The organism is Gibbsiella quercinecans, from assembly GCF_002291425.1.
In the GTDB taxonomy this organism is placed as follows: domain Bacteria; phylum Pseudomonadota; class Gammaproteobacteria; order Enterobacterales; family Enterobacteriaceae; genus Gibbsiella; species Gibbsiella quercinecans.
This window is the reverse complement of sequence record NZ_CP014136.1, coordinates 3,888,603-3,912,268: the sequence shown is the minus strand read 5'-3', so window position 1 is coordinate 3,912,268 and position 23,666 is coordinate 3,888,603. Positions and strand designations below refer to the sequence as shown.

The following is a 23,666-nucleotide window of genomic DNA, read 5'->3' as shown; positions in this document are numbered from 1 at the left end:
GACTTGTCATTAAACCGCAAGCGGGTTGCGGTGGAACACGATACTGGCCGTCAGACGTTGAAACTTTCGCCGCAGCCGCACTCGTTTGAGACGTTCGGGTTGTTGAACCTGAAGCCTTCGTTCAGGCCTTCCTTAACGAAATCAAGCTCCGTGCCGTCAAGGTACACCAGGCTTTTGCCGTCAATAATCACCTTAACGCCCTTGTCTTCAAACACCACGTCGTCGCCGTTAACTTCGTCAACGAATTCCAGCACGTATGCCATCCCGGAGCAGCCGGAGGTTCGCACCCCAAGGCGCAGGCCAAGGCCTTTGCCACGGTTAGCCAAAAATGCCTGAACCCGCTGCGCCGCGCTGTCGCTCATCGTAATCGACATGACAACCTCACACTTACCCTCCCACGTTCACAACCACGGCCGGGCGATTGCATGCAACCGCCGCGGCAAGCGTTGAAAACGTGGGATATCATTCAACAATAACTACTTGGCGCTGCTTTTGCTTTTGTAGTCGGCGATCGCTGCTTTGATGGCGTCTTCCGCCAGAATCGAGCAGTGGATTTTAACCGGCGGCAGCTCCAGCTCTTCGGCGATCTGCGTGTTTTTGATCGCTTCGGCCTGTTCAAGAGACTTGCCTTTCATCCATTCGGTTACCAACGAGCTGGAAGCGATAGCAGAGCCGCAGCCGTAGGTTTTAAAACGCGCGTCTTCAATGATGCCCGCCTGGTTAACCTTAATCTGCAGCTTCATCACGTCGCCGCAGGCCGGTGCACCCACCATACCGCTGCCCACGGAAGGATCGGCATTGTCGAACGAACCGACGTTACGCGGGTTTTCATAGTGATCGATTACTTTTTCGCTGTAAGCCATGACCTTTGCTCCTAAAATCCTGAGAACTTAATGGTGTGCCCATTCAATGCTGTTGATATCCACGCCCTGCTTGAACATTTCCCACAGCGGGGAAAGATCGCGCAGGCGGCCGATGGATTTACGCACCAGTTGAATGGCGTAATCGATCTCTTCTTCGGTGGTGAAACGCCCCAGAGAGAAGCGGATCGAGCTATGGGCGAGTTCATCATTCATGCCCAGTGCACGCAGCACATAGGAAGGCTCCAGGCTGGCGGAGGTGCAGGCGGAACCAGAGGAAACGGCCAGGTCTTTCAGCGCCATGATCAGCGATTCACCTTCAACATAGTTGAAGCTGACGTTCAGGATGTTGGGAGCGCCCTGTTGCAGATCGCCGTTCAGGTAAACTTCTTCTAAATCTTTCACACCGTTCCACAGACGATCGCGCAGGGCGCGCAAGCGTTCCATTTCGGTGGTCATTTCTTCTTTGGCGATGCGGTAGGCTTCGCCCATACCGACGATCTGGTGCACCGGCAGGGTACCGGAACGCATGCCGCGTTCGTGCCCGCCGCCGTGCATTTGCGCTTCAATGCGGATCCGCGGTTTGCGGCGCACATACAGCGCACCGATGCCTTTCGGCCCATAGATTTTATGGCCGGAGAACGACATCAGATCCACTTTCAGCTTGCTCAGATCGATCGGCAGTTTGCCCACGCTTTGCGTGGCATCGACGTGGTAAATAATCCCGCGCGCGCGGCACATTTCGCCGATAGCCGCGATATCCTGCACCACGCCGATTTCGTTGTTCACATGCATGATGGAAACCAAAATGGTGTCATCACGCAACGCCGCTTCCAGCGCCTGCAGATCGATAATGCCGTTGCTCTGCGGTGCCAGATAAGTGACTTCGAACCCTTCACGCTCCAACTGGCGGCAGGTGTCCAGTACGGCTTTGTGTTCGGTTTTACAGGTGATGATGTGCTTGCCCTTTTTCTGATAGAAATTGGCAGCACCTTTGATCGCCAGGTTGTCGGATTCCGTGGCGCCGGAGGTGAACACGATCTCGCGTGGATCGGCCCCGACGAGTTCTGCTATTTGGTTACGCGCGATATCGACGGCTTCTTCGGCCTGCCACCCGAAACGGTGGGAGCGGGAAGCAGGGTTACCGAAAGTGCCGTCCAGGGTCAAAAACTGCATCATCTTCTCAGCAACGCGCGGATCAACCGGCGTCGTTGCTGAGTAATCCAGATAGATCGGTAATTTCATTACTCTTATGCTCCGTACATCACTTCCAAAAACAAAATAACTTGCCGCTATCTGCTTATGCGCGCAGATTAACGTTGATCGTTTCTTGTGAACGGCTGGTCGCCGTGCGGCGCGTATCGTTGTTTTGGCGATCCGCGACATCAAGAACTTCCTGATTGTTGACCAGTTCAGCCAACGTAATGCTGTTGAGGAACCCGCTGATGCGCTCGCTCAGATCGCGCCACAGGGTGTGCGTCAGGCAGCGATCGCCGCCCTGGCAGCCTTCTTTGCCCTGGCAACGGGTAGCATCGACGGATTCATCGACGGCGGTAATCACGGCGCCAACGGCAATTTCGCCAGCGTCTTTGCCCAGCAGATAACCACCGCCTGGCCCACGCACGCTGGCCACCAGGCCATTTTTACGCAGGCGCGAGAAGAGTTGTTCCAGATAGGAGAGCGAAATACCCTGGCGCTCAGAAATATCCGCCAGAGGAACTGGCCCGTCCTGGGAGTGTAATGCCACATCGAGCATTGCGGTTACGGCATAACGGCCTTTGGATGTCAGTCTCATAGCTAAATGGTTACCTGTTGGTGGAACATAGCCGGAGTCTGACATTCCCGAGTAAATCAGTCAACTATTTAACCGAGTAATTTACTCAAGTATTAGCATTTTTGAGTTTTTTCCTAACGGTAGCATCTCAAATACATGTTATAACCCACTGAAAATAAATGCCATTACCGTTTCTTTCTAGGCCGCGTTAAATTAATTTCCTTGATGTTTATCCTGTTTTTCGATCGAAGTCAGCATGCCGCGCAGGATGTTCAGCTCTTGGGCTTCAGGCCGCGCGCGAGCAAATAAACGGCGCAAACGGTTCATCACCTGCCCAGGGTGGGCCGGGCGAATAAAGCCGGTTTTTTGCAGCGTCTGCTCCAGATGCTGATAAAAGCGTTCCAGATCGTCCACCAACGGATAAGGCGAGGCTTCCTGCGGCGCGGCGCCCTGCTGCTGGCGATCCAGGTAAGCAACGCGCACTTCGTACGCCAGGATCTGCACCGCCATCGCCAGGTTCAGCGAGCTGTATTCCGGGTTGGCGGGAATGGCGACGTGGTAGTGGCACTTTTGTAGCTCATCGTTGGTCAGGCCCACGCGTTCGCGGCCGAAGACCAGCGCCACCGGTGCCTGTTCGCTTTCCTGCACGGCGCGCACGCCGCACTCGCGCGGCTCCAGCATCGGCCAGGGCAGCGTGCGTGAACGCGCACTGGTGCCCACCACCAACCCACAACCGGCGATGGCCTGATCGAAACTGTCAACAATGGTGGCATGGCCGATCACGTCGCTGGCGCCGGCGGCCAGGGCAATCGCCTGGGAATCGGGTTTGACTAAGGGATTAACCAGATAGAGGTTGGTCAACCCCATGGTTTTCATGGCTCTGGCGGTGGAGCCCATGTTGCCGGTATGGGAGGTTTCTACCAGAACAATGCGGATATTATGCAGCATACAAACTCTAAACGTAGCGGAAAATCGCAGCATCTTAACACAGGCATAGGTATTTTGCCGAACACCTGCTATACTCTGCGCCGTTTCCTGTTCTTTAACATCCTAGTGGAAGATACCCATGCATCCGATGCTGACTATCGCCGTGCGCGCTGCGCGCAAGGCCGGTAACCTGATTGCCAAAAACTATGAAACCCCGGACGCTGTAGAAGCGAGCCAGAAAGGGACCAACGATTTCGTCACTAACGTCGATCGCGATGCAGAGCATCTGATCATCGACGTCATTCGCAAATCCTACCCGCAGCACACCATTATTACGGAAGAACGCGGCGAACTGGTTGGCGAAGACCAGGATGTACAATGGGTGATCGATCCACTGGATGGCACGTCAAACTTCATCAAGCGTTTTCCTCATTTCTCCGTTTCCATTGCCGTACGTATTAAAGGCCGCACTGAAGTCGCCGTCGTGTACGATCCAATGCGCAACGAACTCTTTACCGCTAGCCGTGGCCAGGGCGCACAGCTCAATGGTTACCGCCTACGCGGCACCCACGCCAAAGATCTGGATGGCACCATCCTGGCAACCGGCTTCCCGTTCAAGGCCAAACAGCATGCGCCGGCCTATATCAACCTGGTGGGCAAACTGTTCACCCAGTGCGCAGACTTCCGCCGCACCGGCTCCGCCGCGCTGGATCTGGCCTATGTTGCCGCTGGCCGCGTTGACGGTTTCTTTGAAATTGGCCTGAAGCCATGGGATTTTGCCGCCGGTGAACTGCTGGTGCGTGAATCCGGTGGCGTGGTGACCGACTTTGTCGGCGGCCATAACCATTTCAGCTCTGGCAATGTGGTGGCAGGCAACCCGCGCGTAGTGAAAGGGCTGCTGTCGACCATGCGTGAAGAATTAAGCGAAGCGCTAAAACGCTAATCCGCCCGTTGCAGCACCTAATCTATGCCAGTCCGCTCACGCCGACTGGCATTTTTTATGGTGCGTACTGCACTGGCGCTCAGCGGGAAAACGGCCGGATGCCGCCGCCAAGCTCCGGCTGGGCGCTCAGGTAAAGCAGCACCCCGGCGAACAGCAGGATCAGCCCGCCGGCCAACGCCAACGCCCCCCAGGCGACCGAGCGCCAGGCGGCCGGCGCTCGTGTGCGGCTAATGCGCTCCGCCATCTGGCGGCTGTAATGCACCAGCAGCGCCAGCAGAGAAATGGTTAACGACGTGCCCAACGCCATTGCCAACGCGGAAATTACCCCCCAGACATACACGCCGAGCACTTTGGCAAACAGCAGCACCAAAATCGCGCCGGAACAGGGCCGCAACCCCATGGCCAACACGATGGCGGCCTGGGTGCGCCAGTCGCCGCCCGCCTGCAGTTCGGCATCATTGGGCAAATGGCGGTGGCCGCAGCCGCAGTTGGCGCTGTGCACATGGCCCGCCGGCAGCGGCTGCAAGCGGTTGATCCGCAGCCCCGGTGCCGGCTTTAGCGCCTTAATGGTGTGGTAAAGTTGCTTCAACGCCCGCCAGCTCAGCATCACGCCCAACACAATCACCAGCAAGAAACTGCCCTTCTCCATCCAGAAGCTGCTCTGGTGCAGTTGGCGGGAAGAAAGCTGTAATACCACCAGCACCAGCGTGACCAGCGCGATAGCCACCAGCCCCTGAACCAGTGAAGAAACAAAAGTCAGTTTCAGGCTGCTTTTCAACCGTGCTGGATGCGTCGCCAGGTAGGTGGCGATCACCACTTTACCGTGCCCCGGCCCCAGCGCATGCAGCACGCCATAGCCCAGGCTGAACAAGAGCAGCGTTATCCCGGCCTGCCGTGGCGCGGCTTTAACCTGTTGCATCAGCCCGGCCATCTCCTGGTGCAGGCTTTTCTGCCATATCACGCTTTGCATCACGATCTGCGGCCAGAAATGCCACGCAATCTGCGCGCCAGCGGCCAACACCAGCAGGAATAGCGCCAACGGCCACAGGCTGAAAGCCCAATGGCGTTGGCTGGCAGGCGGCTGGCTAAGGTTTATTGACATTGCAGCGTTATCCGTTGTGCAAACTGCTGCCCCAGCGCCATATCTTCGCCGGGGGAATCGTTTTTATCCAAAGACAGCGCATACGCCTGCAGTGAGGCATCCGGCTTTGGCGTCTTCAGCGTAAACTTGCACTGCTGAGCGATTTCTGGCGGCAGATGAATGGCTTTCTCATCTTTGTAGCTCATATCGACAAAGTAGGTGGGATCGTAGGTGGAGATTTCAAACGGCTTGCCGGCCAGCGGCTGCGGCGTGGCCAACGGCAGGATAAACTCCAACACCGCCTGGTTGCCCTGGCGCGAAAGATGGTATTCCGGCGGCAGGTTCAGGTATTTCACCGGTTTGCCGTCGCGGTAGATGTCGGTAAAGTAACGCTGGCCGAGCACATTGGCCATCACCTCTGCCGCCAGCTTTTTCCAAATTTCGGAATCGCTTTTGGCATTCTGTGCATCATAGAGCAGATCGGCAGACGTAATCTCATCCATCACCCACACCATTTTCAGCCCCTGGAGCTTGCCGTCTTTCACCACCAAGGTGGTGTTGATATCGATAAAACTGTGCGGATGGGCGGCAACGCCACCGCAAAACAGCATGAATAATCCGGCCAGTAAACCACGTATCTTCATGATCAAAGCATATTCGCTCTTGGTGTAAAACAACATAAACAGAGGCTAAACGGCGGTTAAACGCCGCGGGCATCGTAAGCGCGATACCCCCGACTTAACGCACCACCGCTGGGCGAATGAACAACGCAGGCAGCGCCAGCGCCGCCATCACCCAGAATAATCCACCGCCCCAGTGTTCAAACAGGAAGCCGGCAAGCACCGTCATCACCGCAATGCCACCGCCCATCGCCAATCCTGAATACACTGCCTGCAGGCGAATCACCTCAATGCCTTTATAGGCGGTGATAAAGCGCATCGCCGCCAGGTGGCAGACGGTAAACGTCCCACAGTGCAGCACCTGGATTAGCAACAGCAAGTTCAGGTCGGTTGAGGATGCCATCAGGCTCCAGCGCACCATACCGCAGCAGGCGGAAAGCAACAGCAGGTGGCTGGCGCTCCAGCGGCGGAACAGCACATTGCTGCTGGCAAAAATGACGATTTCCGCCACCACCCCCAGTGACCAGAGGTAGCCGATGGTTGCGGCAGAATAGCCGGCATCCTGCCAGTAAATCGAGGCAAAGCTGTAATAGCCGGCGTGCGCGCCCTGCAATAGGGTAACGCAAAGTAAGAAGCGCCAGACCGGCCCCTGCGTTAGCAGCGCACGCCAGCTGCGCGTGGATCCCGCCGGGCCGCGCGCCTCCCCTTTCGGCATGACGCTAGGTTTGAGCAACATGCCGAGCAGCATGGCGCACAGGCTAGCGATCAGGCTAAACAGAATGGCGTTATGCCCCCACACCGAAACCAGCTTGCCGGTCAGCGCCGAGCCAATCACAAACGCCAGCGATCCCCACAGCCGCACCCGGCCGTAATCCATAGCGATCTGCTTTTGCCAGGTGGCAGACAGAGCATCGGTGAGCGGCACCAGCGGCGAGAAAAACAGGTTAAACCCGGCAATCACCAGCATCAGCCAGGCCCAGCCTTCACCAAAACAGAACCCCACCGCAAAGGCCAGCGCCAACAAGGCCAGCAGGCGCAATGCGCTAACCAGATGCGCGGGCTCTTTTACCCGCGGCGCAATCAGCAGGCTGCCCAGAAAACGCGCCACCAGGCCGGCGCCCAGCAGAATACCGATGGTGTCCGGCGCCAGGCCTTCGCCTTTGAGCCACACGCCCCAGAAAGGCAAGAAAATGCCATAGGAAAAAAAGTAGGTGAAATAACTGAGCGCGAGCCAACGCGTTGATTGCAGGACCATGAACCCTCCGGTGTAAGGGCAATACTTTGACAGAGGCCCCCCCTGCCCGCAAGGCTCACGTTGCCAGCCGGGCGGCGGCCCAGGCATAAAAAAACGGAGAATAGCCAAAAGGCATTCTCCGTTCGTTTACCGCCGTCTTTGCGCAGCGTCAGCAGACGCTGCGATGCCCATGTTTAGGCATAAACCGGCAGGCGCGCACAGATTTCCAGCACTTTCTTCTTGGTACGTTCGATCGTGGCTTCATCATTGATGTTGTCCAGCACGTCGCAGATCCAACCGGCCAGTTCACGCACGTCCGCTTCTTTAAAGCCGCGGCGCGTTACGGAAGGCGTACCGATACGCACGCCGGAGGTGACGAACGGGCTTTTCGGATCGTTTGGCACACTGTTTTTGTTCACCGTGATGTTAGCGCGGCCCAGTGCGGCATCGGCTTCTTTACCGGTCAGGTTTTTATCAACCAGATCCAGCAGGAACAGGTGGTTATGCGTCCCGCCGGAAACGACGTTGTAACCACGTTCCAGGAACACTTCAACCATCGCCTTGGCGTTTTTGGCAACCTGTTGCTGGTAAACTTTAAACTCTGGCTCCATGGCTTCTTTCAGCGCCACCGCTTTACCGGCGATCACGTGCATCAGCGGGCCGCCCTGGCCGCCAGGGAACACGGCGGAGTTCAGTTTTTTGTACAGATCTTCATCGCCACCCTTCGCCAGGATCAGGCCACCGCGTGGGCCAGCCAGGGTTTTGTGGGTGGTGGTGGTCACGATGTGGGCATGGGGAACCGGGTTAGGGTAAACGTCTGCTGCCACCAGGCCGGCCACGTGGGCCATGTCCACAAACAGGTAAGCGCCGATGCTGTCAGCGATTTCACGCATTTTTGCCCAGTCAACCACGCCGGAATAGGCAGAGAAACCACCCACGATCATTTTTGGTTTATGGGTTTTCGCCAGTTCAGCCAGCTCGTTATAGTCAATCTGGCCTTTATCGTCGATGCCGTAAGAAATCACGTTGTACAGTTTACCGGACAGGTTGACCGGGGAACCGTGAGTCAGATGGCCGCCGTGCGCCAGGCTCATGCCCAGGATGGTGTCGCCCGGCTGCAGCAGCGCGGTATAGACGGCAAAGTTAGCCTGGGAGCCGGAGTGCGGCTGAACGTTGGCATAATCTGCGCCGAACAGCGCTTTTGCGCGATCGATCGCTAGTTGTTCAACGATATCAACGTATTCGCAACCGCCATAGTAACGCTTGCCTGGATAGCCTTCCGCGTATTTGTTGGTCAACTGGGAACCCTGTGCCTGCATAACGCGCGGACTGGTGTAGTTTTCAGAAGCAATCAGCTCAATGTGCTCTTCCTGACGCACCACTTCCTGCTCCATTGCTCGCCACAGTTCGGCATCGTAATCGGCAATGTTCATTTCACGCTTTAACATCCGGCATCTCCTGACTTCAATCAGCTAACTAAAAAAATCACCAAAAATATACCCATAAACTCTGCGTTGTTGCCTGCCGGCACGCGCATCAATCCTCAGGCGCCGGTTTCACCCAGGTGACTGAGGATGAAGGCGCGGGGCCAACACCGCTGCAACAAGAAAGAGGAAGGGTATACCTACCCAGGTTGGGTTCTGGCTAACAGTGTAAACTGTTTTCCCCCGTTGAAGATAGGCCTTGACAGAGGTTTTTACGCAAACGATTGGCTTTAGGCCCGGCAAGGATTTCACCCGCCAAATTGGCCATCCAGGCAACGGACTTTTCCTCATATCGTGAATGCGTGTTTTTCATGTTCTGCATGCCCTGGCGCCGCCATAACGATTCTGGGGGTATTTACAAACGTAGTCGCACCCAATAAGATGCATTTAAAATGCAACATTTAACTCACCCCAGGAACTCTACCCAATACATTCGAGCCGCAAAACAACCTGCCAACGCGTTTTAAACTGCGTTTGCGTTAACGCTGGCCCCTTAGGACGGGTAACAGAGCCAACGTAGCTGCGGCCAGAAAGAATGAAAGGTATATCCCTTAAGGAGCGTCACCATGCTAGATAGCCAAACCATCGCCACCGTTCAATCCACTATTCCCCTGCTGGCTGCAACCGGGCCGAAGCTAACCGCTCATTTCTACGATCGTATGTTCAGCCATAACCCCGAGTTGAAAGACATTTTCAACATGAGCAACCAGCGCAACGGCGATCAGCGCCAGGCGTTGTTCGATGCCATCTGCGCCTATGCCAGCAACCTGGAAAACCTGGCGGCGTTGCTGCCGGCGGTGGAGCGCATCGCCCAGAAGCACGCCAGCTTCAATATTCAGCCGGAGCAATATCAGATTGTCGGCCAACACCTGCTGGCGACGCTGGATGAAATGTTCAGCCCCGGCGACCAGGTATTGGATGCCTGGGGTAAAGCATATGGCGTGCTGGCCAACGTTTTTATCCAGCGCGAAGAACAAATCTATGATGAAAGCGCCGGGGCCAACGGCGGCTGGCGCGGCCTGCGGCCGTTCCGTATTGTCAGCAAGCAGATGCAGAGCGAAGCGATCTGCAGCCTGACGCTGGCGCCGGTTGACGGCCGCCGCGTGGCAGACTACCAACCGGGGCAATATCTGGCGGTTTACCTGCGCCACCCTAGCCTGCCGCAACAGGAGATCCGCCAGTATTCACTGACCACCGCCCCTAACGGCGAGTATTATCGCATCGCGGTAAAGCGCGAAGATCACGGCGCTGTCTCTGGTTTTCTGCACCAGCATAGCCAACCAGGCGATGTGATCGAACTGGCCGCGCCGCACGGTGATTTTTTCCTTGATGAGCAGCCCGGCACACCGATTGCGCTGATTTCGGCCGGCGTTGGCCAAACCCCGATGCTCAGCATGCTCCATACATTGCATAACCAACGGCACACGGCGCCGGTGTATTGGCTACATGCGGCAGAAAATGGCGCGGTGCACGCCTTTGCCGATGAAGTGGCGGCGATTGCCGGCCAGATGCCAAACCTGAGCCGCCACGTTTGGTACCGTGAACCGGGGGCGAACGATGTCGCTGGCCAAGATTACCAACACCGCGGGTTGATGGCGTTCGATCAATTAGGCAGCGCGCTGGCCGATCCGCAGATGCAATTCTACTTCTGCGGGCCAGTGGCATTTATGCAGTTTATCGCGCAACAATTGCTGGAGCAGGGAGTGGCGGCGGAACGCCTTCATTACGAATGCTTTGGCCCGCATAAGATCCTGTAATTCCCACGAGCCGCTTCCCTATGGTGGAAGTGGCTCGTGTTTACAGGCGCTTACTGCCCGGCCAGTTTGCGCGTCTCCTTCACCTGCCCGGCGGTGACCGGCGCCGCCTGGTTGCCCCAACTGCCGCGCAGATAGTTCATCAAATCAGCCACCTGACGATCGTCCAGCGCCCAGGCATAACCGGGCATGCTGAGCGCCGCCCCATGTTCGGTAATGGGCGTCTGCGCCCCTTCCAACACCACGCGCAGGGCCGTCAGTGGGTTACTTGCCGTTACGCTGGGGTTACCCGCCAGGGCGGGAATGGCGTTGTCGCTGCCCTCGCCCTGATTGCCGTGGCAGGTAGAACAGTACATGGCGTAGGTCTGTTTGCCGGATGAGCCGTCTGCGGCGCCCGCCGATTGAACCGCCGGCACCGCCGATGCCAGGCTATGCAAATACAGCCCGATACTCTGCAGATCCGCATCGTTCAGGTACTGGGTACTGTGCGTGACCACCTCGGCCATTGGGCCGGCTACCGCCGCATGCCGGCTGCGGCCGGTTTTCAACAATGCCGCCACGGCGCCCGGCTCCAGGCCACGCAGCCCGGTTGCATACCAGCCATCCAGCTCCGCCCCGCTCAAATACAGCGGCGAGGCGTTATCCAGCGCCTTTTCCTGCATCGCCAAACCGCGCGGCGTATGGCAACTGCCGCAGTGGCCAAGCCCTTGTACCAGATAAGCCCCGCGGTTCCATTCAGCGCTCTGCCGGGCATCCGGCTGGTAAGGCGTGTCATCGTGGAACAAAAGGTTCCAAGCGGCCAGCGGCCAACGCATCGACAGCGGCCAGGGGATGTCGCTGCGGCGGTTGGCGGTGGGGTTGGGATCCACATCATGCATCAGGTAGTCGTAGAGCGCATGCATGTCTGCGGCGCTCATCCTGGCATAGGCGGTATACGGCATCGCCGGGTAGAGGTGATGCCCGTCTTTGGCGATCCCCTGGCGCATCGCACGGTCGAAATCCTCAAACGAATAGGCGCCAATGCCGTGCTGCTTGTCCGGGGTAATATTGGTGGCATAGATATCGCCGATCGGCGTAGAAAAACGCCGGCCGCCGGCAAGCGGTGCGCCATTCTCGCTGGTGTGGCAGGCGGTGCAGTCGCCCGCTTTCGCCACGTATTCACCGGCAGGCATGGCGTTAACGGTGCCGGCCAAGGCCAACAGCAGGCCAAGATAACATTTACGCATCGTTATACCCCTTCCCTGGCGGCAATCTTGCCGTAAGCCAATTCATTCACCGCACGCCATGCCTGATCGATCGCCGAATTGGCATATGGGCTCCAGTCCGCATCGGAGTTGGCAATCGCGATTTTGCCGATCGGCCGGCGGGCAATGGCGATAATCTGCTGCGCTTCGTCTTCATCATCGAACAGGCCGTTGAGAAAATAGGAATAGCCGTGGGACCAGCGGTTGACGGTGATCGCCTGAATATCACGCTGGTGATCAAAGCCAGCGGCACCCAGCATGCCCTGCAACTGTTCCCGGATCATGTTTTCATGCACCTCAAACGGCGTGCCCAGCAGCAACGCGCGCCCTTTGCGCGACTGTTCGCGCGGGCTCAGGCCGCTGCCCGGCAATACCGGCACATACACCATATGCAGGCCGATTGGGTTGTCGGGATCGTCCGGGTGGGCGTAGCCGCCCATGCTCACCGGGTAATCCAGCTTCACGCGGCAATACGGCGCGGTGGGCGAATACACTTCGTGTACGCCAAGCTTGAGGAATGGCCGCCAATTGCGGATCACCACTTTGCTGTACACCAGCGGCGCCTTCACGTTTTGCTTCAGCGCTTCCTGTTGCGCCAGCGGCATCTCCGGCACCAGGTAAGGGATCATCATGTTGTAGCCGGCCATCACTACCTGCCCGGCGCGCACTTTGGTCATTTTCTCACCGGTCATATAGGTGACTTCCACCCGATCGCCCACGTTGGCCGCATGCAAGCCGGTGCTGTTCAAGCGAAGCTTCACCGGCGATTCGGGGCGATCGAGCTGGGCATAATCAAACCGGGCCAACACGATATCGTTCATATCTTTGCCGGCAGGCGCCACGGCCGGGATCAGATGGCGCACCATCAGGCGTGCCAGCGTTGCGTTGCCGTCCGGAAAGTGAAACACGTAAGGATCGTCCAAATCCGCCTGTGATTCGGCATCCAACGGCGGCAGGTTCATGCCGTCTAACCCAGGCAAATCGCAAATCCGCGCATCGCTGCAGGAGGTGGCATCAATGCCCACCGCCTGAAAATCGCTGGTCGTCTGCTGGAAATAGCGTATCGCCATTTCGCTCAGCCCTACCTTTTCACGCAGGAACTGTTCATAGCTGTGGCTATCCAGCCACTTCACCTTTTCGTCTACGCTTAGCCCCGGCAGATAGTCTTTCTCCACCGTGTGCAGCGCAATCAGGGCCTGACGATCGCTTTCCGGCAGCGGAAAATCACCGATAAACGCCTGATAAGAACGGCCGTTGAGCCGATCGCGCGGGATGTCATCCGCCACCATGCGGCCCGGATCGCCGCTGACCACTTTATCCACGCCAAAGTTTTTACGATCGAAATAAACGCCGCGGCTCAGATTCAGATCGGGGTAAAAGGTTTTGTCGAAGGCGTTTTCCAGCCCATCGATGCTGACGCCGAGCGTTTTCAACAACCCGATGGCCACCGGGCTAAAGTTAGAACGGGGTGACTGAAGCGATTCGCTGCCGCCGTAACCCAGTATCCTATTCTGGCCGCTGCCGAATTCGTTGCGCTTGGCGTGGCCGCCAAAGTCATCATGGTTGTCAATGATCAGGATGCGCTGCTGCGTGCCTTTCATCTGTTGCCAGAAACAAGCGGCAGCCAGACCGCTGATCCCGGCCCCCACCACCACTAAATCAAATTCTTCGGTTACCGGCACCGCGCTGAAATCAAACTGCCGGCCATCGCGGCCAAGCTGGTGCGCATGTTCGAACGATCCGGGGTGGTTGCCACGCAAACCGGTTAATGCCGGCGGGTAGTACAGCGTTTTCTGGGCAGTTTGCGGCGCAGCGCGCAACGCCTGCATCGGCGTTAGCCCAGCGGCGATGGTTATCGCTACCCCATTGAGAAAATCACGACGAGTTATACTCATATTGGCTTCCTATGCTTTTTTATTATTATCAGGCCGGCGTCTCTGGCCGCCTGAAAAGCGCGTCATTGTGCAGATATGCAAACTGATAGCAAGATGCAATGCTGTGGGGGATCAGGCAGAAGCAGGCTTGGTGTCAGTGCAGACGCAACAAAATAAATATCCTTGTAGTATAGATGGTTATTAGTCGACCGGAGGGGGCGTTTTTTATGCCTGCGGTGGCAGGGTATTGTTTCGGCAACGTTCTTTGCCCTGACCGAGAGGGTTTCGGTCGCTATAACTCGGTCGTTTTTTGTCGCCTTCAATGGCTTCAACCCCCGTGCTCCACTCACCAATAATATTGTCTTTAATTGTGTCAAAACCGAAGGTTAGGTTGCCCGGTGGCGATAGATTCTGGTTTTGACCCTCCGCGCGCATCTTGGGCTGCCGAGCAAGGCACCGTTGCCAGGGGCAATCGGCCACGGCCGGCCGGTTGAGGCGAGACAAACAGGGAGGTTTGTCGTAGCCGACCCGTCCGGCGACGGTAACGCCGCGAGGGTACCCGCGCAGCGGGCAGGCCATGTTAAGCGCAGGCCGGGGTGTCGGGGCCGGGCCTTCGGCCCTGACAATTGCCTGCCACTATTGCCGCAAAGAAATTCGATACGATTAAGGCAATTCCATTTACATCGGTGGTTACAGAGTCTGTTCCAGCAACGTTCTTTGTTAGGTTCGGGGAGGGTTTCGGTCGCCATAATATCGTGGCTTTTTGTCGCACCGCAGCCCGCGCCCGAGTAAGGGGCCGTGGGCGCGGCCCCTTACGACCCGCGCCTTCGCCATATCAGGCGGCCGCTACGCGGCTACCCTCACTGTGTCACTGCGCATCAACGGCCGGCTACGACAGGCGTCCCTGCCTGTCTCGCCTGAAACCGCCGTCCTGGCGGTTTCGCCTATGCTACGTTCCGCCGTTCGGCGCCTTCAATGGCTTCCACACCCGTGCTCCACTCACCAACGATATTGTCTTTGATTGCGTCAACACCAAGAGTTAGGTTGTATTAAAACCGACAAAAGCAGCCTGATAACGCGCGTTAGTGCTTAAACATCACATGCCGAACAACGGTGTAATCTTCCAGCCCATACATCGACATATCCTTGCCGTACCCCGACAGCTTCTGCCCACCGTGCGGCATTTCACTCACCAACATGAAGTGCGTATTCACCCAGGTGCAACCATACTGCAAGCGGGCGCTCAGGCGGTGCGCGCGGCCAACGTCCTGCGTCCATACCGAAGACGCCAGGCCATAGTCAGACGCATTGGCCCAGGCCAGCGCCTGTGCTTCATCCTCGAATGGCGTAATGGTCACTACCGGCCCAAATACCTCACGCTGCACAATTTCATCTTCCTGGCGCGCGCCGGCCAGCAGCGTCGGCTGGAAATAGTACCCCGGCCCATCCACCTTCTCACCGCCGGTGACCACCTGAATGTGCGGCAGCGCCTTGGCGCGCTCGACAAAGCCGGTCACCCGCTCCAGGTGCTGTTGGGTAATCAATGGCCCAAGCTCGGTGCTGCTGTCGTCCGGCGAGCCGATTTTCAGGCTGGCGACCGCTTCGCCCAACGCCTTCACCAGCTCAGGATAGATGCCTTTCTGAGCGTAGATACGGCAGGCGGCGGTGCAGTCTTGCCCGGCATTGTAGTAACCGAAGGTGCGGATGCCTTCAACCACCGCGGCCAAATCGGCGTCGTCAAACACCAGCACCGGTGCCTTGCCGCCCAGTTCCATATGGGTGCGTTTCACCCCCTGGGACGTATGGGCGATAATGTGCGAACCGGTCGCGATCGAGCCGGTGAGCGAAACCATGCGCACTTTGGCATGCCCAGTCAGGGCATCGCCCACGCTGGCACCTGCGCCGAACAGCACATTCAGTACGCCGGCCGGGAATAGCCCGGCGGCCAGTTCGGCCAGTTTGAAAGCGGTCAGCGGCGTCTGCTCGGCGGGTTTCAGCACCACGCAGTTGCCCGCCGCCAACGCCGGCGCCAATTTCCAGGCCACCATCATCAGCGGATAGTTCCACGGCGCGATCGACGCCACCACGCCAAGCGGATCGCGGCGGATCATTGAAGTGTGGTCCGCCAGGTATTCACCGGCGGCCAACCCGCCAAGGCAGCGGCTGGCGCCGGCAAAGAAGCGGAACACGTCCACCACCGCCGGCAGTTCGTCATTAAGCACCGCATGGTAAGGCTTGCCACAGTCCTGCGATTCAAGCCGGGCAAAAGTTTCCGCGTTTTGTTCTATCAAATCGGCCAGCTTCAGCAGGTGTTCGGAGCGCTCTTTCGGCGTGGTCTGGCCCCAGGTCGCGAAGGCCGTATCGGCGGCCTGTACCGCCTGATCGACCTGCTCGGCGCTCGCCTGTGCAATCTGCGCAATCACCTCACCCGTCGCCGGATTATACACCGGCAGTTTTTCGCCCTGGCCGGTCACCAGTTGGCCGTTAATCAGCAGTTGACTTTGCATAGGGGTATCCTTTTGTGTTCATTAACCCTGGTTCTACAAGTTTGCAGACATCAGCATATAAAAGCAGTGGCGCAGAGCTATTTGCCGCTGCCGGCAACGCCTTCCCCACCTTTGGTGAGGTAATAGGCACCCAAAATCGGGATCATGGTCATCACCATTACCGCTAGCGCCACCACGTTGGTGATCGGCACGTCACGCGGCCGGCTCAACTGATTGAGCAGCCACAGCGGCAGCGTGCGTTCGTGCCCGGCGGTAAAGGTGGTGACGATGATTTCATCAAACGACAGCGCAAAAGCCAGCATCCCGCCCGCCAACAGCGCCGAACCGAGGTTCGGCAGGATCACATGGCGGAAGGTTTGCCAGCCATCGGCGCCAAGATCCATCGAAGCCTCAATTAGGCTGTACGACGTGCGCCGAAAGCGCGCTATAACGTTGTTAAACACAATCACCACACAGAACGTGGCGTGGCCGATAACGATGGTCATCATCCCCGGTTCAATATCCAACGCCTTAAACGCCGCCAACAGCGCGATACCGGTAACGATCCCCGGCAGCGCGATCGGCAACAGCAGCAGCAGTGAGATACTTTCCTTGCCGAAAAAGTCGCGGCGATACAGCGCGGCGGCGGCCAGCGTGCCGAGGATCAATGCGATCATCGTCGCCAGACAGGCGATCTGCACCGAAAGCCACACCGCATCCATAATGTCCTGGCGGCCGGCGGCCACGCTAAACCAGTGCAAGGTGAAGCCGCGCGGCGGAAAGCTGAACGCCGCGTCCTCCGTATTAAAAGCATAGATAGCAATAATCACCAATGGAAAATGTAAGAAGACCAGGCCGCCCCAGGCGGCGATCTTCAGGGCTAATGGCGCGCGTTCAGAGTGCATCAAAGGCCCCCAGACGTTTCACAATGGAAAGATAAATGGCGATCAGTACGATGGGCACCAGCGTGAACGCCGCCGCCATCGGCATATTGCCGATCGCCCCCTGCTGGGCATACACCATGCTGCCGATAAAGTAGCCCGGCGGCCCCACCAGCTGCGGCACGATGAAATCCCCCAGCGTCAGAGAGAAGGTGAAGATCGAACCGGCGGCGATCCCCGGCACGGCCAACGGAAGTATCACGTGGCGAAAGGTCTGCGCCGGGCGCGCGCCCAGATCCGCCGAGGCCTGCAACAGCGACGGCGGCAAGCGCTCCAGCGCCGCCTGGATCGGCAGGATCATGAACGGCAGCCAGATATAGACGAACACCAGAAAACGCCCCAGCCCGGATGTCGACAGGGTATTGCCGCCCACGCCGGGTACAGACAGGATCGCCGTCAGCACCGGCTCCAGGCCAAGGTGCATCAGGAACCACTGCGCCACGCCGTCTTTCGCCAGCAACAGCGTCCAGGCGTAGGCTTTGACGATATAGCTGGCCCACATCGGCATCATTACCGCGATATAAAACAGCGCCTTTACCTTGCCGCTGGTGTAGCGCGCCATGTAATAGGCGATGGGGAATGCCACCACCGCGCTGGCCAGCGAAACCACAATCGCCATCGTTAACGTACGCACGATGATGTCGTAGTTGGCCGGGTTGAGCAGCGCACGCAGGTTGTCGAAGGTCAGATCCGGCGTCACCGTCATGGTGAAATCATCAAAGGTGTAAAACCCCTGCCACAGCAACGTCAGCAGCGATCCCAGATACACCGCGCCAAACCACAGGAGCGGCGGCACCAGCAGCAACGACAGGTACAGCGTGGGTTTGCGATACAGGAAAGTTGATAGCGCACGCATCCTACCGCCGCGCGCCCTCGGGCAGTCAATGCTCATATCCATCTCACCTCTCCTCCAGCTCCACCATCGCCTCACGCGCCCAACAGGCGGTCACCGGTTGGCCAATCGTCGGCAAGGGTTGCGCTGCAGGCCATTGCGGGTTGGCCTGGCTGACCAACAGCTTTTCGCCGTTAGCCAGCATGATTTCATAACGTGTGGCCGCCCCTTGATATTGAATATCCTGCAAGGTGCCCTGCACCTGCACATCGCCATGAGCAGCGTCCATCCCATCCAACAGCCGAATATGTTCCGGGCGGATGGAGTAAGTGGCGCCCTGGCCCAGCAGTTGCTGCGCCAGTTCGCGGCGCACCACGTTCGACGTGCCGACAAACTCGGCGACGAACGGCGTTTTGGGGCGCATATACAGCTCACACGGCGCATCCACCTGCTCAATGCGGCCGTTGTTGAATACCGCCACCCGATCGGACATCGACAAGGCTTCACTCTGATCGTGAGTAACGAAAATAAAGGTGATCCCCAACTGGCGTTGCAGCTTCTTCAACTCGCCCTGCATCTGCTCGCGCAGCTTCAGATCCAGCGCGCCCAGCGGTTCATCAAGCAGCAGCACCCGCGGGCGGTTGACCAACGCGCGCGCCAGCGCCACCCGCTGGCGTTGGCCGCCGGAAAGGTGCGCCGGTTTGCGCTGGCTAACAAAACCCAGTTCCACGCTTTCCAACGCTTCCTGCGCACGCGCCAGGCGTTCTGATTTGGACACGCCCTTCACCATCAGGCCATAGGCGACGTTTTCCAGCACTGACATATGCGGGAACAGGGCGTAATCCTGGAATACGGTGTTCACATCACGCTGGTAAGGCGGCAGGCCGGCGGCTTCCTGGCCGTGGATACGGATAGCACCTGCGCTCGGTTGTTCAAAGCCGGCGATCAAACGCAAGCAGGTGGTTTTGCCCGAGCCAGAAGGCCCGAGCATGGAAAAAAACTCGCCATCTTGAATATCAATGGATACACGATCAACAGCGCGAACATCGCCGAAAACCCGAGAAACATCTATAAACTGCACGGCAATGGTCATAATCATCGCTCCCAATTTTACTGAAACCCGTCAAAGCGGCGCAGCCGGGCGGGGGATAGGCGGCCTACGGTGCCACCCATAGCCAGGCCGGCTACGCATACGCGGCCTTAACGCCCACCCATAATGGCGATATAGTCCTGCGTCCAGCGGCTGTAAGGGACAAACTTACCGCCCTGGGCCTGTGGCGTTTTCCAGAAAGCGATTTTGTCGAACTGGTTGAATCCATTGGTTTCACAGCCTTTTTCACCCAGCAGCGTGCTGGCCTTGCAGCCGGCGGGCGCCGCAGGCACCGAGCCAAACCAGGCGGCGATATCGCCCTGCACTTTCGGCTCCAGCGACCAGTTCATCCATTGGTAGGCGCAGTTCGGGTGTTTGGCTTCGGCGTGCAGCATGGTGCTGTCGGCCCAGCCAGTCACGCCCTCTTTCGGAAAGACGGTGGCGATCGGCTGCCCTTCCCCTTTCAGGGCGTTGGCCTGATAAGGCCAGGCGCTGGAGGCGACAATGCCTTCATTTTTGAAGTCGCTCATCTGCACCGAAGTGTCATGCCAGTAGCGATGCACCAATGCATGCTGGCTGCGCAGTAGCTTCAGCACGGCCTGGTACTGCTCTTCATTCAATTGGTACGGATCGGTAATACCGAGCTGCGGTTGGGTGGTTTTCAGGTACAGCGCCGCATCGGCGATGTAAATCGGCCCATCATAGGCCTGCACGCGGCCCTGGTTGGTTTTGCCGTCCGGCAGAGTTTGCTGTTCGAAGACCACCGCCCAACTATCCGGTGGCGTAGGGAAGGTTTTGGTGTTGTACATCAGCAGGTTCGGCCCCCACTGATAAGGCGTGCCGTAGGTTTTACCGGCAACGGTATACCACGGGCCGTTCAGCAGGCGCGGATCGATGTTTTTCCAGTTCGGGATCAGCGCGGTATTGATCGGCTGCACCCGCTTGCCGAAAATCAATCGCAGCGAGGCATCGCCGGAGGCCGTAACCAGATCGTAGCCCCCTTTGGCCATCAGGCTGACCATTTCATCAGACGTGGCGGCGGTTTTTACATTCACCGCACAGCCGGTTTGCTTTTCAAACTGGGTGACCCAGTCATATTGTTTGTCGGTCTGGCCGCGCTCGATATAACCCGGCCAGGCGATAATATCCAGGCGCCCTTCGCCCTTGCCAATCTGCTGCGGAAGTTCGGCAGCCAGAGCCTGGCCGCAAAGCACCGTGAAACAGAGTGCGGAGAGCGTGGAGACAGTAGTGGTTTTTCCCATCGTAATTTCCCCTGTATTGCGTATATTGCGTTTTATTACGGCAGGGAACGGCTGCCGCGGTTTTTATCCCCGTTCTCTTTCAGGCCACAACGGCGTTTTTAGGGCGTGCGTGCGCCGCCTTGCCGCGGCCTGAAAGCTATCAGGTGTAATTTATAAGTCGCTAAAATGCGGGTTTAACTTTCGCCATCACATGCCTGACCACGCTGTAGTCCTGCAGTGAATCGCTGGAGAGATCCTTGCCGTAGCCCGAGCGCTTCATGCCGCCGTGGGGCATTTCACTCACCAGCGTAAAATGGGTATTGATCCAGGTGCTGCCGTATTGCAGATGGGCGGCAATGTGCAGCGCCCGATCGATATTCTGTGTCCACACTGAGGAAGCCAGGCCGTATTCCGAATCGTTCGCCCAGTCGACCGCCTGCTCCAGCGCCTCAAAGCGCGTGACGCTGACCACCGGGCCGAAGACCTCGCGCTGTACGATTTCGTCGCTTTGCCGGCAACCGGCCAGCAGCGTGGGCTGGTAGTAAAAGCCAGGCCCCGAATGTTCGGCGCCGCCGGTGATAAGCTCAATATGCGGCTGGCTGAGCGCACGTTCGACAAAGCTGGCGACGCGATCGCGCTGGCGTGCGCTGATCAAGGGGCCCATCTCGTTTTCTTCGTCGCGCGAGCGGGCAAAGCGCAGGCTGGATACCGCTTCACCCAGCGCGTCCACCAGCCGTGGATAAATCCCGGCCTGAGCATAGATACGGCAGGCGGCGGTACAGTCTTGCCCGGCGTTGTAATAGCCGAAGGTGCGGATACTGCTGACCACCTCATCCAGATCGGCGTCGTCACAGACGATCACCGGGGCCTTGCCGCCCAGTTCCAAATGGGTGCGTTTGATGTTTTTCACCGACGCCTGCAGGATTTTCTGCCCGGTAACGATATCGCCGGTAACCGACACCAGCCGCACCTGCGGGTGGCCGACCAAATGGCTGCCGACGCTCTCCCCGCCGCCATACACCACGTTCAGGACGCCGGGCGGCAGAATCTCCTGCAACGCCGGCACCAGCGCCAGGATGGTCAGCGGTGTATGTTCAGACGGTTTGAAAACCACGGTATTGCCCGCCGCCAGCGCCGGCGCAATCTTCCACGCCGCCATCATTAACGGGTAATTCCAGGGCGCGATCGAGGCCACCACGCCCAGCGGATCGCGGCGGATCATTGAGGTGTGCCCGGCCATGTATTCGCCGGCCAGTTGCCCTTGCTGCGTACGCACGGCGCCGGCAAAGAAACGGAACACGTCGACGGCGGCCGGTAAATCATCATTAAGCGCCAGATGCAGCGGCTTGCCGCAGTTGAGCGCTTCAAGCTGCGCCAGGCGTTCGGCCTGGTGTTCGATGGCGTCGGCGATGCGCAACAAGAGCGAGGAGCGATAGGCCGGCGTGGTACGCGCCCACTGGCTGAACGCCTGCTGCGCGGCCTGTACGGCGTGGCCGACCTGCGCGGAAGAGGCCTCGGCGATGGAAACCAGCGTTTCGCCGGTCGCGGGATTGATAATGCTTTCATTCCGGCCTTCGCCAGCCACCGATTGCCCATTAATGTACTGTTGGCAGGTAAAGCCCGTCGGGAAGCACACATCCACCATTGCGTATCCCCCTTGTTAACTAAATGTGATAAGCCGGTTTTATCAGACTAGGCGAGACGAAGGCGGGCAACAAATTCTAAATACTGAACGCCGCGTTCGGTTAAACCGAATGCTTGGCGGCGGCGCTCATCGTGCTGTTTTCCCGAGCAATAGTCAGGAACGGCGTAACCAGCTCCGGCCGCGCGCTGCCACGCCGCCAGGCCAAGCCGATATCCAGCGGTTCCAGCAAGTCCACCAGCTTGCGCGCTTCAATCAGGTTGCCTTCCAGCGACCAGGCGCGGTAGGCCATATCGGGCTGAATGGAAATCCCAATGCCGGCGGCAACCAGGCTGCGTACCGCTTCCGTCGAGGCGGTTTTCATCGCAATATCCGGCTTCAGGCCGGCGCGCGCCCAGATACGCTGCGCGTGCATATCCATTTCATCCACGTTGAGCTGGATCAGCGGCTGCTTGGCCACGTCCGCCAGGCTGATGCTCTCATGCTCCAGCAGTGGGTGCAGCGGCGGTAGCCACAGGCGATACGGCGAGTGCATCAGCACTTCGGTTTGCAAGGCGTCACGGTCTTCGATGTTGGATAGAATAAGCACGCCGATATCGATTTCACCGTTGACCAGCAGGTGCTCGATATACCGGCGCTCGTCTTCGATCACCCGCAGGGTGACGTTGGGGTAAGCGGACTGAAAGCGCTTCAACAGCTCCACCAGAAAATAGCCGGCCACCAAGCTGGTCACGCCGATGGTCAGCTTGCCGGTCAGGCTTTCCGTGCCCAGTTGCAGGCTGCGCCGGGCGTTGTCGACGGTCGCCAGGATCAAATAGGATTGGCGTAAAAACTGGTGGCCATGATGCGTCAGCTCCATGCCTTTGGCGTGACGATCGAACAGGCGGACACCGATATCGGTTTCCAACTGTTGGATCGCTTGCGTCAGCGAAGATTGGGAAACAAACACCGTTTGCGCCGCGGCCGAAATTGAGCCATTTTCAGCCACGGCAATGAAATGGCGGATCTGGCGTAACGTCATCATGGCAAGAACCTCAAACAAAACATACGGTTTGAGTATATGTATTTGCCTGCGGCCGATCGAGTAACCTGCGAAAAACGCGATAGCGTTCGCTTTTTCCGAATGATAACAGTGGGAAATAGCGAGTTTTGCAACGATTGCGGTCTGATTACACGGGCGAAGAAAGAAAAACGCGCCACCAATGAGAAAGGCGCAGCACGCTGCGCCTTGATAAACAGGAAGGGAGACGGCCGCGCCGCACAGTGTTTAGCGCGCGCAGCCGCGATGGCAAAATCAGATCGCCTCTTCGTCCTGCTCGCCGGTACGGATCCTTATCACCCGCGCCACGTCAAACACAAAGATTTTACCATCGCCGATTTTACCGGTCTGGGCCGTTTGCATGATGGTTTCCACGCAGGTGTCCACGATATCGTCAGGCACGACGATTTCCACTTTCACCTTCGGCAGGAAGTCGACCATGTACTCGGCACCACGATACAATTCGGTGTGGCCTTTCTGGCGACCAAAGCCTTTCACTTCGGTGACAGTCATCCCGGTGATGCCGACTTCAGCCAGCGCTTCGCGGACGTCATCCAGTTTGAACGGCTTGATAATAGCGTCAATTTTCTTCATGGCGAT

21 protein-coding genes are annotated in these 23,666 nt (G+C 58.1%); 2 read left to right on the top strand and 19 right to left on the bottom strand.

The features are described 5' to 3' along the window. Positions 1–50: 50 nt before the first annotated feature. From iscA to trmJ, 5 genes are all read right to left on the bottom strand, one after another. Positions 51–374, bottom strand: coding sequence for an iron-sulfur cluster assembly protein IscA (gene iscA / locus ACN28Q_RS18015; RefSeq protein ID WP_095847600.1), 324 nt, complete (start codon positions 372–374; stop codon positions 51–53). A gap of 102 nt (positions 375–476) precedes the next feature. Further along, positions 477–863, bottom strand: coding sequence for a Fe-S cluster assembly scaffold IscU (iscU, locus tag ACN28Q_RS18010; RefSeq protein WP_095847599.1), 387 nt, complete (start codon positions 861–863; stop codon positions 477–479). Positions 864–890: 27 nt separating this feature from the next. Beyond that, positions 891–2,105, bottom strand: coding sequence for a cysteine desulfurase (gene iscS / locus ACN28Q_RS18005; protein WP_095847598.1), 1,215 nt, complete (start codon positions 2,103–2,105; stop codon positions 891–893). A gap of 55 nt (positions 2,106–2,160) precedes the next feature. Continuing rightward, positions 2,161–2,655 (bottom strand): Fe-S cluster assembly transcriptional regulator IscR, encoded by a 495-nt coding sequence (iscR, locus tag ACN28Q_RS18000; protein ID WP_095847597.1) that lies wholly within the window; start codon positions 2,653–2,655, stop codon positions 2,161–2,163. 192 nt (positions 2,656–2,847) lie between these two features. Continuing rightward, entirely contained in the window at positions 2,848–3,582 is a 735-nt protein-coding gene (gene trmJ, locus ACN28Q_RS17995; protein WP_095847596.1) for a tRNA (cytosine(32)/uridine(32)-2'-O)-methyltransferase TrmJ, read from the bottom strand. Positions 3,583–3,700: 118 nt separating this feature from the next. Here trmJ and suhB point away from each other — a divergent pair, with 118 nt between their 5' ends. Then, positions 3,701–4,504: an inositol-1-monophosphatase gene (suhB, locus tag ACN28Q_RS17990; RefSeq protein WP_095847595.1), complete on the top strand. Its 804-nt coding sequence runs from the start codon at positions 3,701–3,703 to the stop codon at positions 4,502–4,504. 79 nt (positions 4,505–4,583) lie between these two features. On the opposite strand, the gene ACN28Q_RS17985 is transcribed toward suhB, so the two are convergent. The 4 genes from ACN28Q_RS17985 to glyA all read right to left on the bottom strand — a co-directional run bounded on the left by ACN28Q_RS17985 (position 4,584) and on the right by glyA (position 8,887). Then, on the bottom strand, positions 4,584–5,606 hold the full coding sequence (locus ACN28Q_RS17985; protein WP_095847594.1) for a nickel/cobalt transporter: 1,023 nt from the start codon (positions 5,604–5,606) through the stop codon (positions 4,584–4,586). Beyond that, positions 5,597–6,265 carry a DUF1007 family protein gene (locus ACN28Q_RS17980; protein ID WP_095847593.1) on the bottom strand — a complete coding sequence of 223 codons (669 nt, stop codon included), beginning with the start codon at positions 6,263–6,265 and terminating at the stop codon, positions 5,597–5,599. The genes ACN28Q_RS17985 and ACN28Q_RS17980 overlap by 10 nt, the downstream gene beginning before the upstream one ends. Positions 6,266–6,323: 58 nt before the next feature. After that, positions 6,324–7,460 (bottom strand): 3-phenylpropionate MFS transporter, encoded by a 1,137-nt coding sequence (locus tag ACN28Q_RS17975; RefSeq protein ID WP_095847592.1) that lies wholly within the window; start codon positions 7,458–7,460, stop codon positions 6,324–6,326. A gap of 173 nt (positions 7,461–7,633) precedes the next feature. Beyond that, complete coding sequence (gene glyA, locus ACN28Q_RS17970; RefSeq protein WP_095847591.1) at positions 7,634–8,887, bottom strand: serine hydroxymethyltransferase; 1,254 nt, start codon at positions 8,885–8,887, stop codon at positions 7,634–7,636. 602 nt (positions 8,888–9,489) lie between these two features. On the opposite strand from glyA, the gene hmpA reads away from it, so the two are divergent. Beyond that, on the top strand, positions 9,490–10,680 hold the full coding sequence (hmpA, locus tag ACN28Q_RS17965) for an NO-inducible flavohemoprotein (RefSeq protein ID WP_095847590.1): 1,191 nt from the start codon (positions 9,490–9,492) through the stop codon (positions 10,678–10,680). 50 nt (positions 10,681–10,730) lie between these two features. Here hmpA and ACN28Q_RS17960 read toward each other — a convergent pair whose 3' ends face one another. From ACN28Q_RS17960 to glnB, 10 genes are all read right to left on the bottom strand, one after another. Beyond that, on the bottom strand, positions 10,731–11,903 hold the full coding sequence (locus ACN28Q_RS17960; RefSeq protein WP_413541195.1) for a c-type cytochrome: 1,173 nt from the start codon (positions 11,901–11,903) through the stop codon (positions 10,731–10,733). A gap of 2 nt (positions 11,904–11,905) precedes the next feature. Beyond that, complete coding sequence (locus ACN28Q_RS17955; RefSeq protein ID WP_095847588.1) at positions 11,906–13,816, bottom strand: NAD(P)-binding protein; 1,911 nt, start codon at positions 13,814–13,816, stop codon at positions 11,906–11,908. Between the two features lie 1,061 nt (positions 13,817–14,877). Beyond that, a complete protein-coding gene (gene patD, locus ACN28Q_RS17950; RefSeq protein WP_095847587.1) occupies positions 14,878–16,302 on the bottom strand; it encodes an aminobutyraldehyde dehydrogenase in 1,425 nt (474 codons plus the stop codon). Between the two features lie 77 nt (positions 16,303–16,379). Next, positions 16,380–17,186 carry an ABC transporter permease gene (locus tag ACN28Q_RS17945; RefSeq protein WP_095847586.1) on the bottom strand — a complete coding sequence of 269 codons (807 nt, stop codon included), beginning with the start codon at positions 17,184–17,186 and terminating at the stop codon, positions 16,380–16,382. Continuing rightward, a complete protein-coding gene (locus ACN28Q_RS17940; RefSeq protein WP_095847585.1) occupies positions 17,176–18,120 on the bottom strand; it encodes an ABC transporter permease in 945 nt (314 codons plus the stop codon). The genes ACN28Q_RS17945 and ACN28Q_RS17940 overlap by 11 nt, the downstream gene beginning before the upstream one ends. Position 18,121: 1 nt before the next feature. Continuing rightward, on the bottom strand, positions 18,122–19,147 hold the full coding sequence (locus ACN28Q_RS17935) for an ABC transporter ATP-binding protein (protein ID WP_095849082.1): 1,026 nt from the start codon (positions 19,145–19,147) through the stop codon (positions 18,122–18,124). A 107-nt stretch (positions 19,148–19,254) separates the two neighbouring features. Beyond that, the gene (gene ydcS, locus ACN28Q_RS17930; protein ID WP_095847584.1) at positions 19,255–20,406 is read right to left on the bottom strand and encodes a putative ABC transporter substrate-binding protein YdcS; all 1,152 of its coding nucleotides are present in this window, start codon (positions 20,404–20,406) and stop codon (positions 19,255–19,257) included. Between the two features lie 160 nt (positions 20,407–20,566). Next, positions 20,567–22,030, bottom strand: a complete 1,464-nt coding sequence (locus ACN28Q_RS17925) for a gamma-aminobutyraldehyde dehydrogenase (RefSeq protein WP_095847583.1) — start codon at positions 22,028–22,030, stop codon at positions 20,567–20,569. 100 nt (positions 22,031–22,130) lie between these two features. Beyond that, a complete protein-coding gene (locus ACN28Q_RS17920) occupies positions 22,131–23,051 on the bottom strand; it encodes a LysR substrate-binding domain-containing protein (RefSeq protein ID WP_095849081.1) in 921 nt (306 codons plus the stop codon). A gap of 270 nt (positions 23,052–23,321) precedes the next feature. Continuing rightward, on the bottom strand, positions 23,322–23,660 hold the full coding sequence (gene glnB / locus ACN28Q_RS17915; protein ID WP_095847582.1) for a nitrogen regulatory protein P-II: 339 nt from the start codon (positions 23,658–23,660) through the stop codon (positions 23,322–23,324). Positions 23,661–23,666: the final 6 nt, after the last annotated feature.

Bases quoted from the DNA above. Each gene is read 5' to 3' on its own strand.
- ACN28Q_RS17975 (WP_095847592.1), bottom strand. From the start codon at position 7,460: ATGGTCCTGCAATCAACGCGTTGGCTCGCGCTCAGTTATTTCACCTAC.
- iscS (WP_095847598.1), bottom strand. From the start codon at position 2,105: ATGAAATTACCGATCTATCTGGATTACTCAGCAACGACGCCGGTTGAT.
- trmJ (WP_095847596.1), bottom strand. From the start codon at position 3,582: ATGCTGCATAATATCCGCATTGTTCTGGTAGAAACCTCCCATACCGGC.
- hmpA (WP_095847590.1), top strand. From the start codon at position 9,490: ATGCTAGATAGCCAAACCATCGCCACCGTTCAATCCACTATTCCCCTG.
- ydcS (WP_095847584.1), bottom strand. From the start codon at position 20,406: ATGGGAAAAACCACTACTGTCTCCACGCTCTCCGCACTCTGTTTCACG.
- patD (WP_095847587.1), bottom strand. From the start codon at position 16,302: ATGCAAAGTCAACTGCTGATTAACGGCCAACTGGTGACCGGCCAGGGC.
- ACN28Q_RS17980 (WP_095847593.1), bottom strand. From the start codon at position 6,265: ATGTTGTTTTACACCAAGAGCGAATATGCTTTGATCATGAAGATACGT.
- ACN28Q_RS17985 (WP_095847594.1), bottom strand. From the start codon at position 5,606: ATGTCAATAAACCTTAGCCAGCCGCCTGCCAGCCAACGCCATTGGGCT.
- glyA (WP_095847591.1), bottom strand. From the start codon at position 8,887: ATGTTAAAGCGTGAAATGAACATTGCCGATTACGATGCCGAACTGTGG.
- ACN28Q_RS17960 (WP_413541195.1), bottom strand. From the start codon at position 11,903: ATGCGTAAATGTTATCTTGGCCTGCTGTTGGCCTTGGCCGGCACCGTT.
- iscU (WP_095847599.1), bottom strand. From the start codon at position 863: ATGGCTTACAGCGAAAAAGTAATCGATCACTATGAAAACCCGCGTAAC.
- glnB (WP_095847582.1), bottom strand. From the start codon at position 23,660: ATGAAGAAAATTGACGCTATTATCAAGCCGTTCAAACTGGATGACGTC.
- ACN28Q_RS17920 (WP_095849081.1), bottom strand. From the start codon at position 23,051: ATGATGACGTTACGCCAGATCCGCCATTTCATTGCCGTGGCTGAAAAT.
- ACN28Q_RS17945 (WP_095847586.1), bottom strand. From the start codon at position 17,186: ATGCACTCTGAACGCGCGCCATTAGCCCTGAAGATCGCCGCCTGGGGC.
- suhB (WP_095847595.1), top strand. From the start codon at position 3,701: ATGCATCCGATGCTGACTATCGCCGTGCGCGCTGCGCGCAAGGCCGGT.
- ACN28Q_RS17935 (WP_095849082.1), bottom strand. From the start codon at position 19,147: ATGACCATTGCCGTGCAGTTTATAGATGTTTCTCGGGTTTTCGGCGAT.
- ACN28Q_RS17955 (WP_095847588.1), bottom strand. From the start codon at position 13,816: ATGAGTATAACTCGTCGTGATTTTCTCAATGGGGTAGCGATAACCATC.
- ACN28Q_RS17940 (WP_095847585.1), bottom strand. From the start codon at position 18,120: ATGGATATGAGCATTGACTGCCCGAGGGCGCGCGGCGGTAGGATGCGT.
- ACN28Q_RS17925 (WP_095847583.1), bottom strand. From the start codon at position 22,030: ATGGTGGATGTGTGCTTCCCGACGGGCTTTACCTGCCAACAGTACATT.
- iscR (WP_095847597.1), bottom strand. From the start codon at position 2,655: ATGAGACTGACATCCAAAGGCCGTTATGCCGTAACCGCAATGCTCGAT.
- iscA (WP_095847600.1), bottom strand. From the start codon at position 374: ATGTCGATTACGATGAGCGACAGCGCGGCGCAGCGGGTTCAGGCATTT.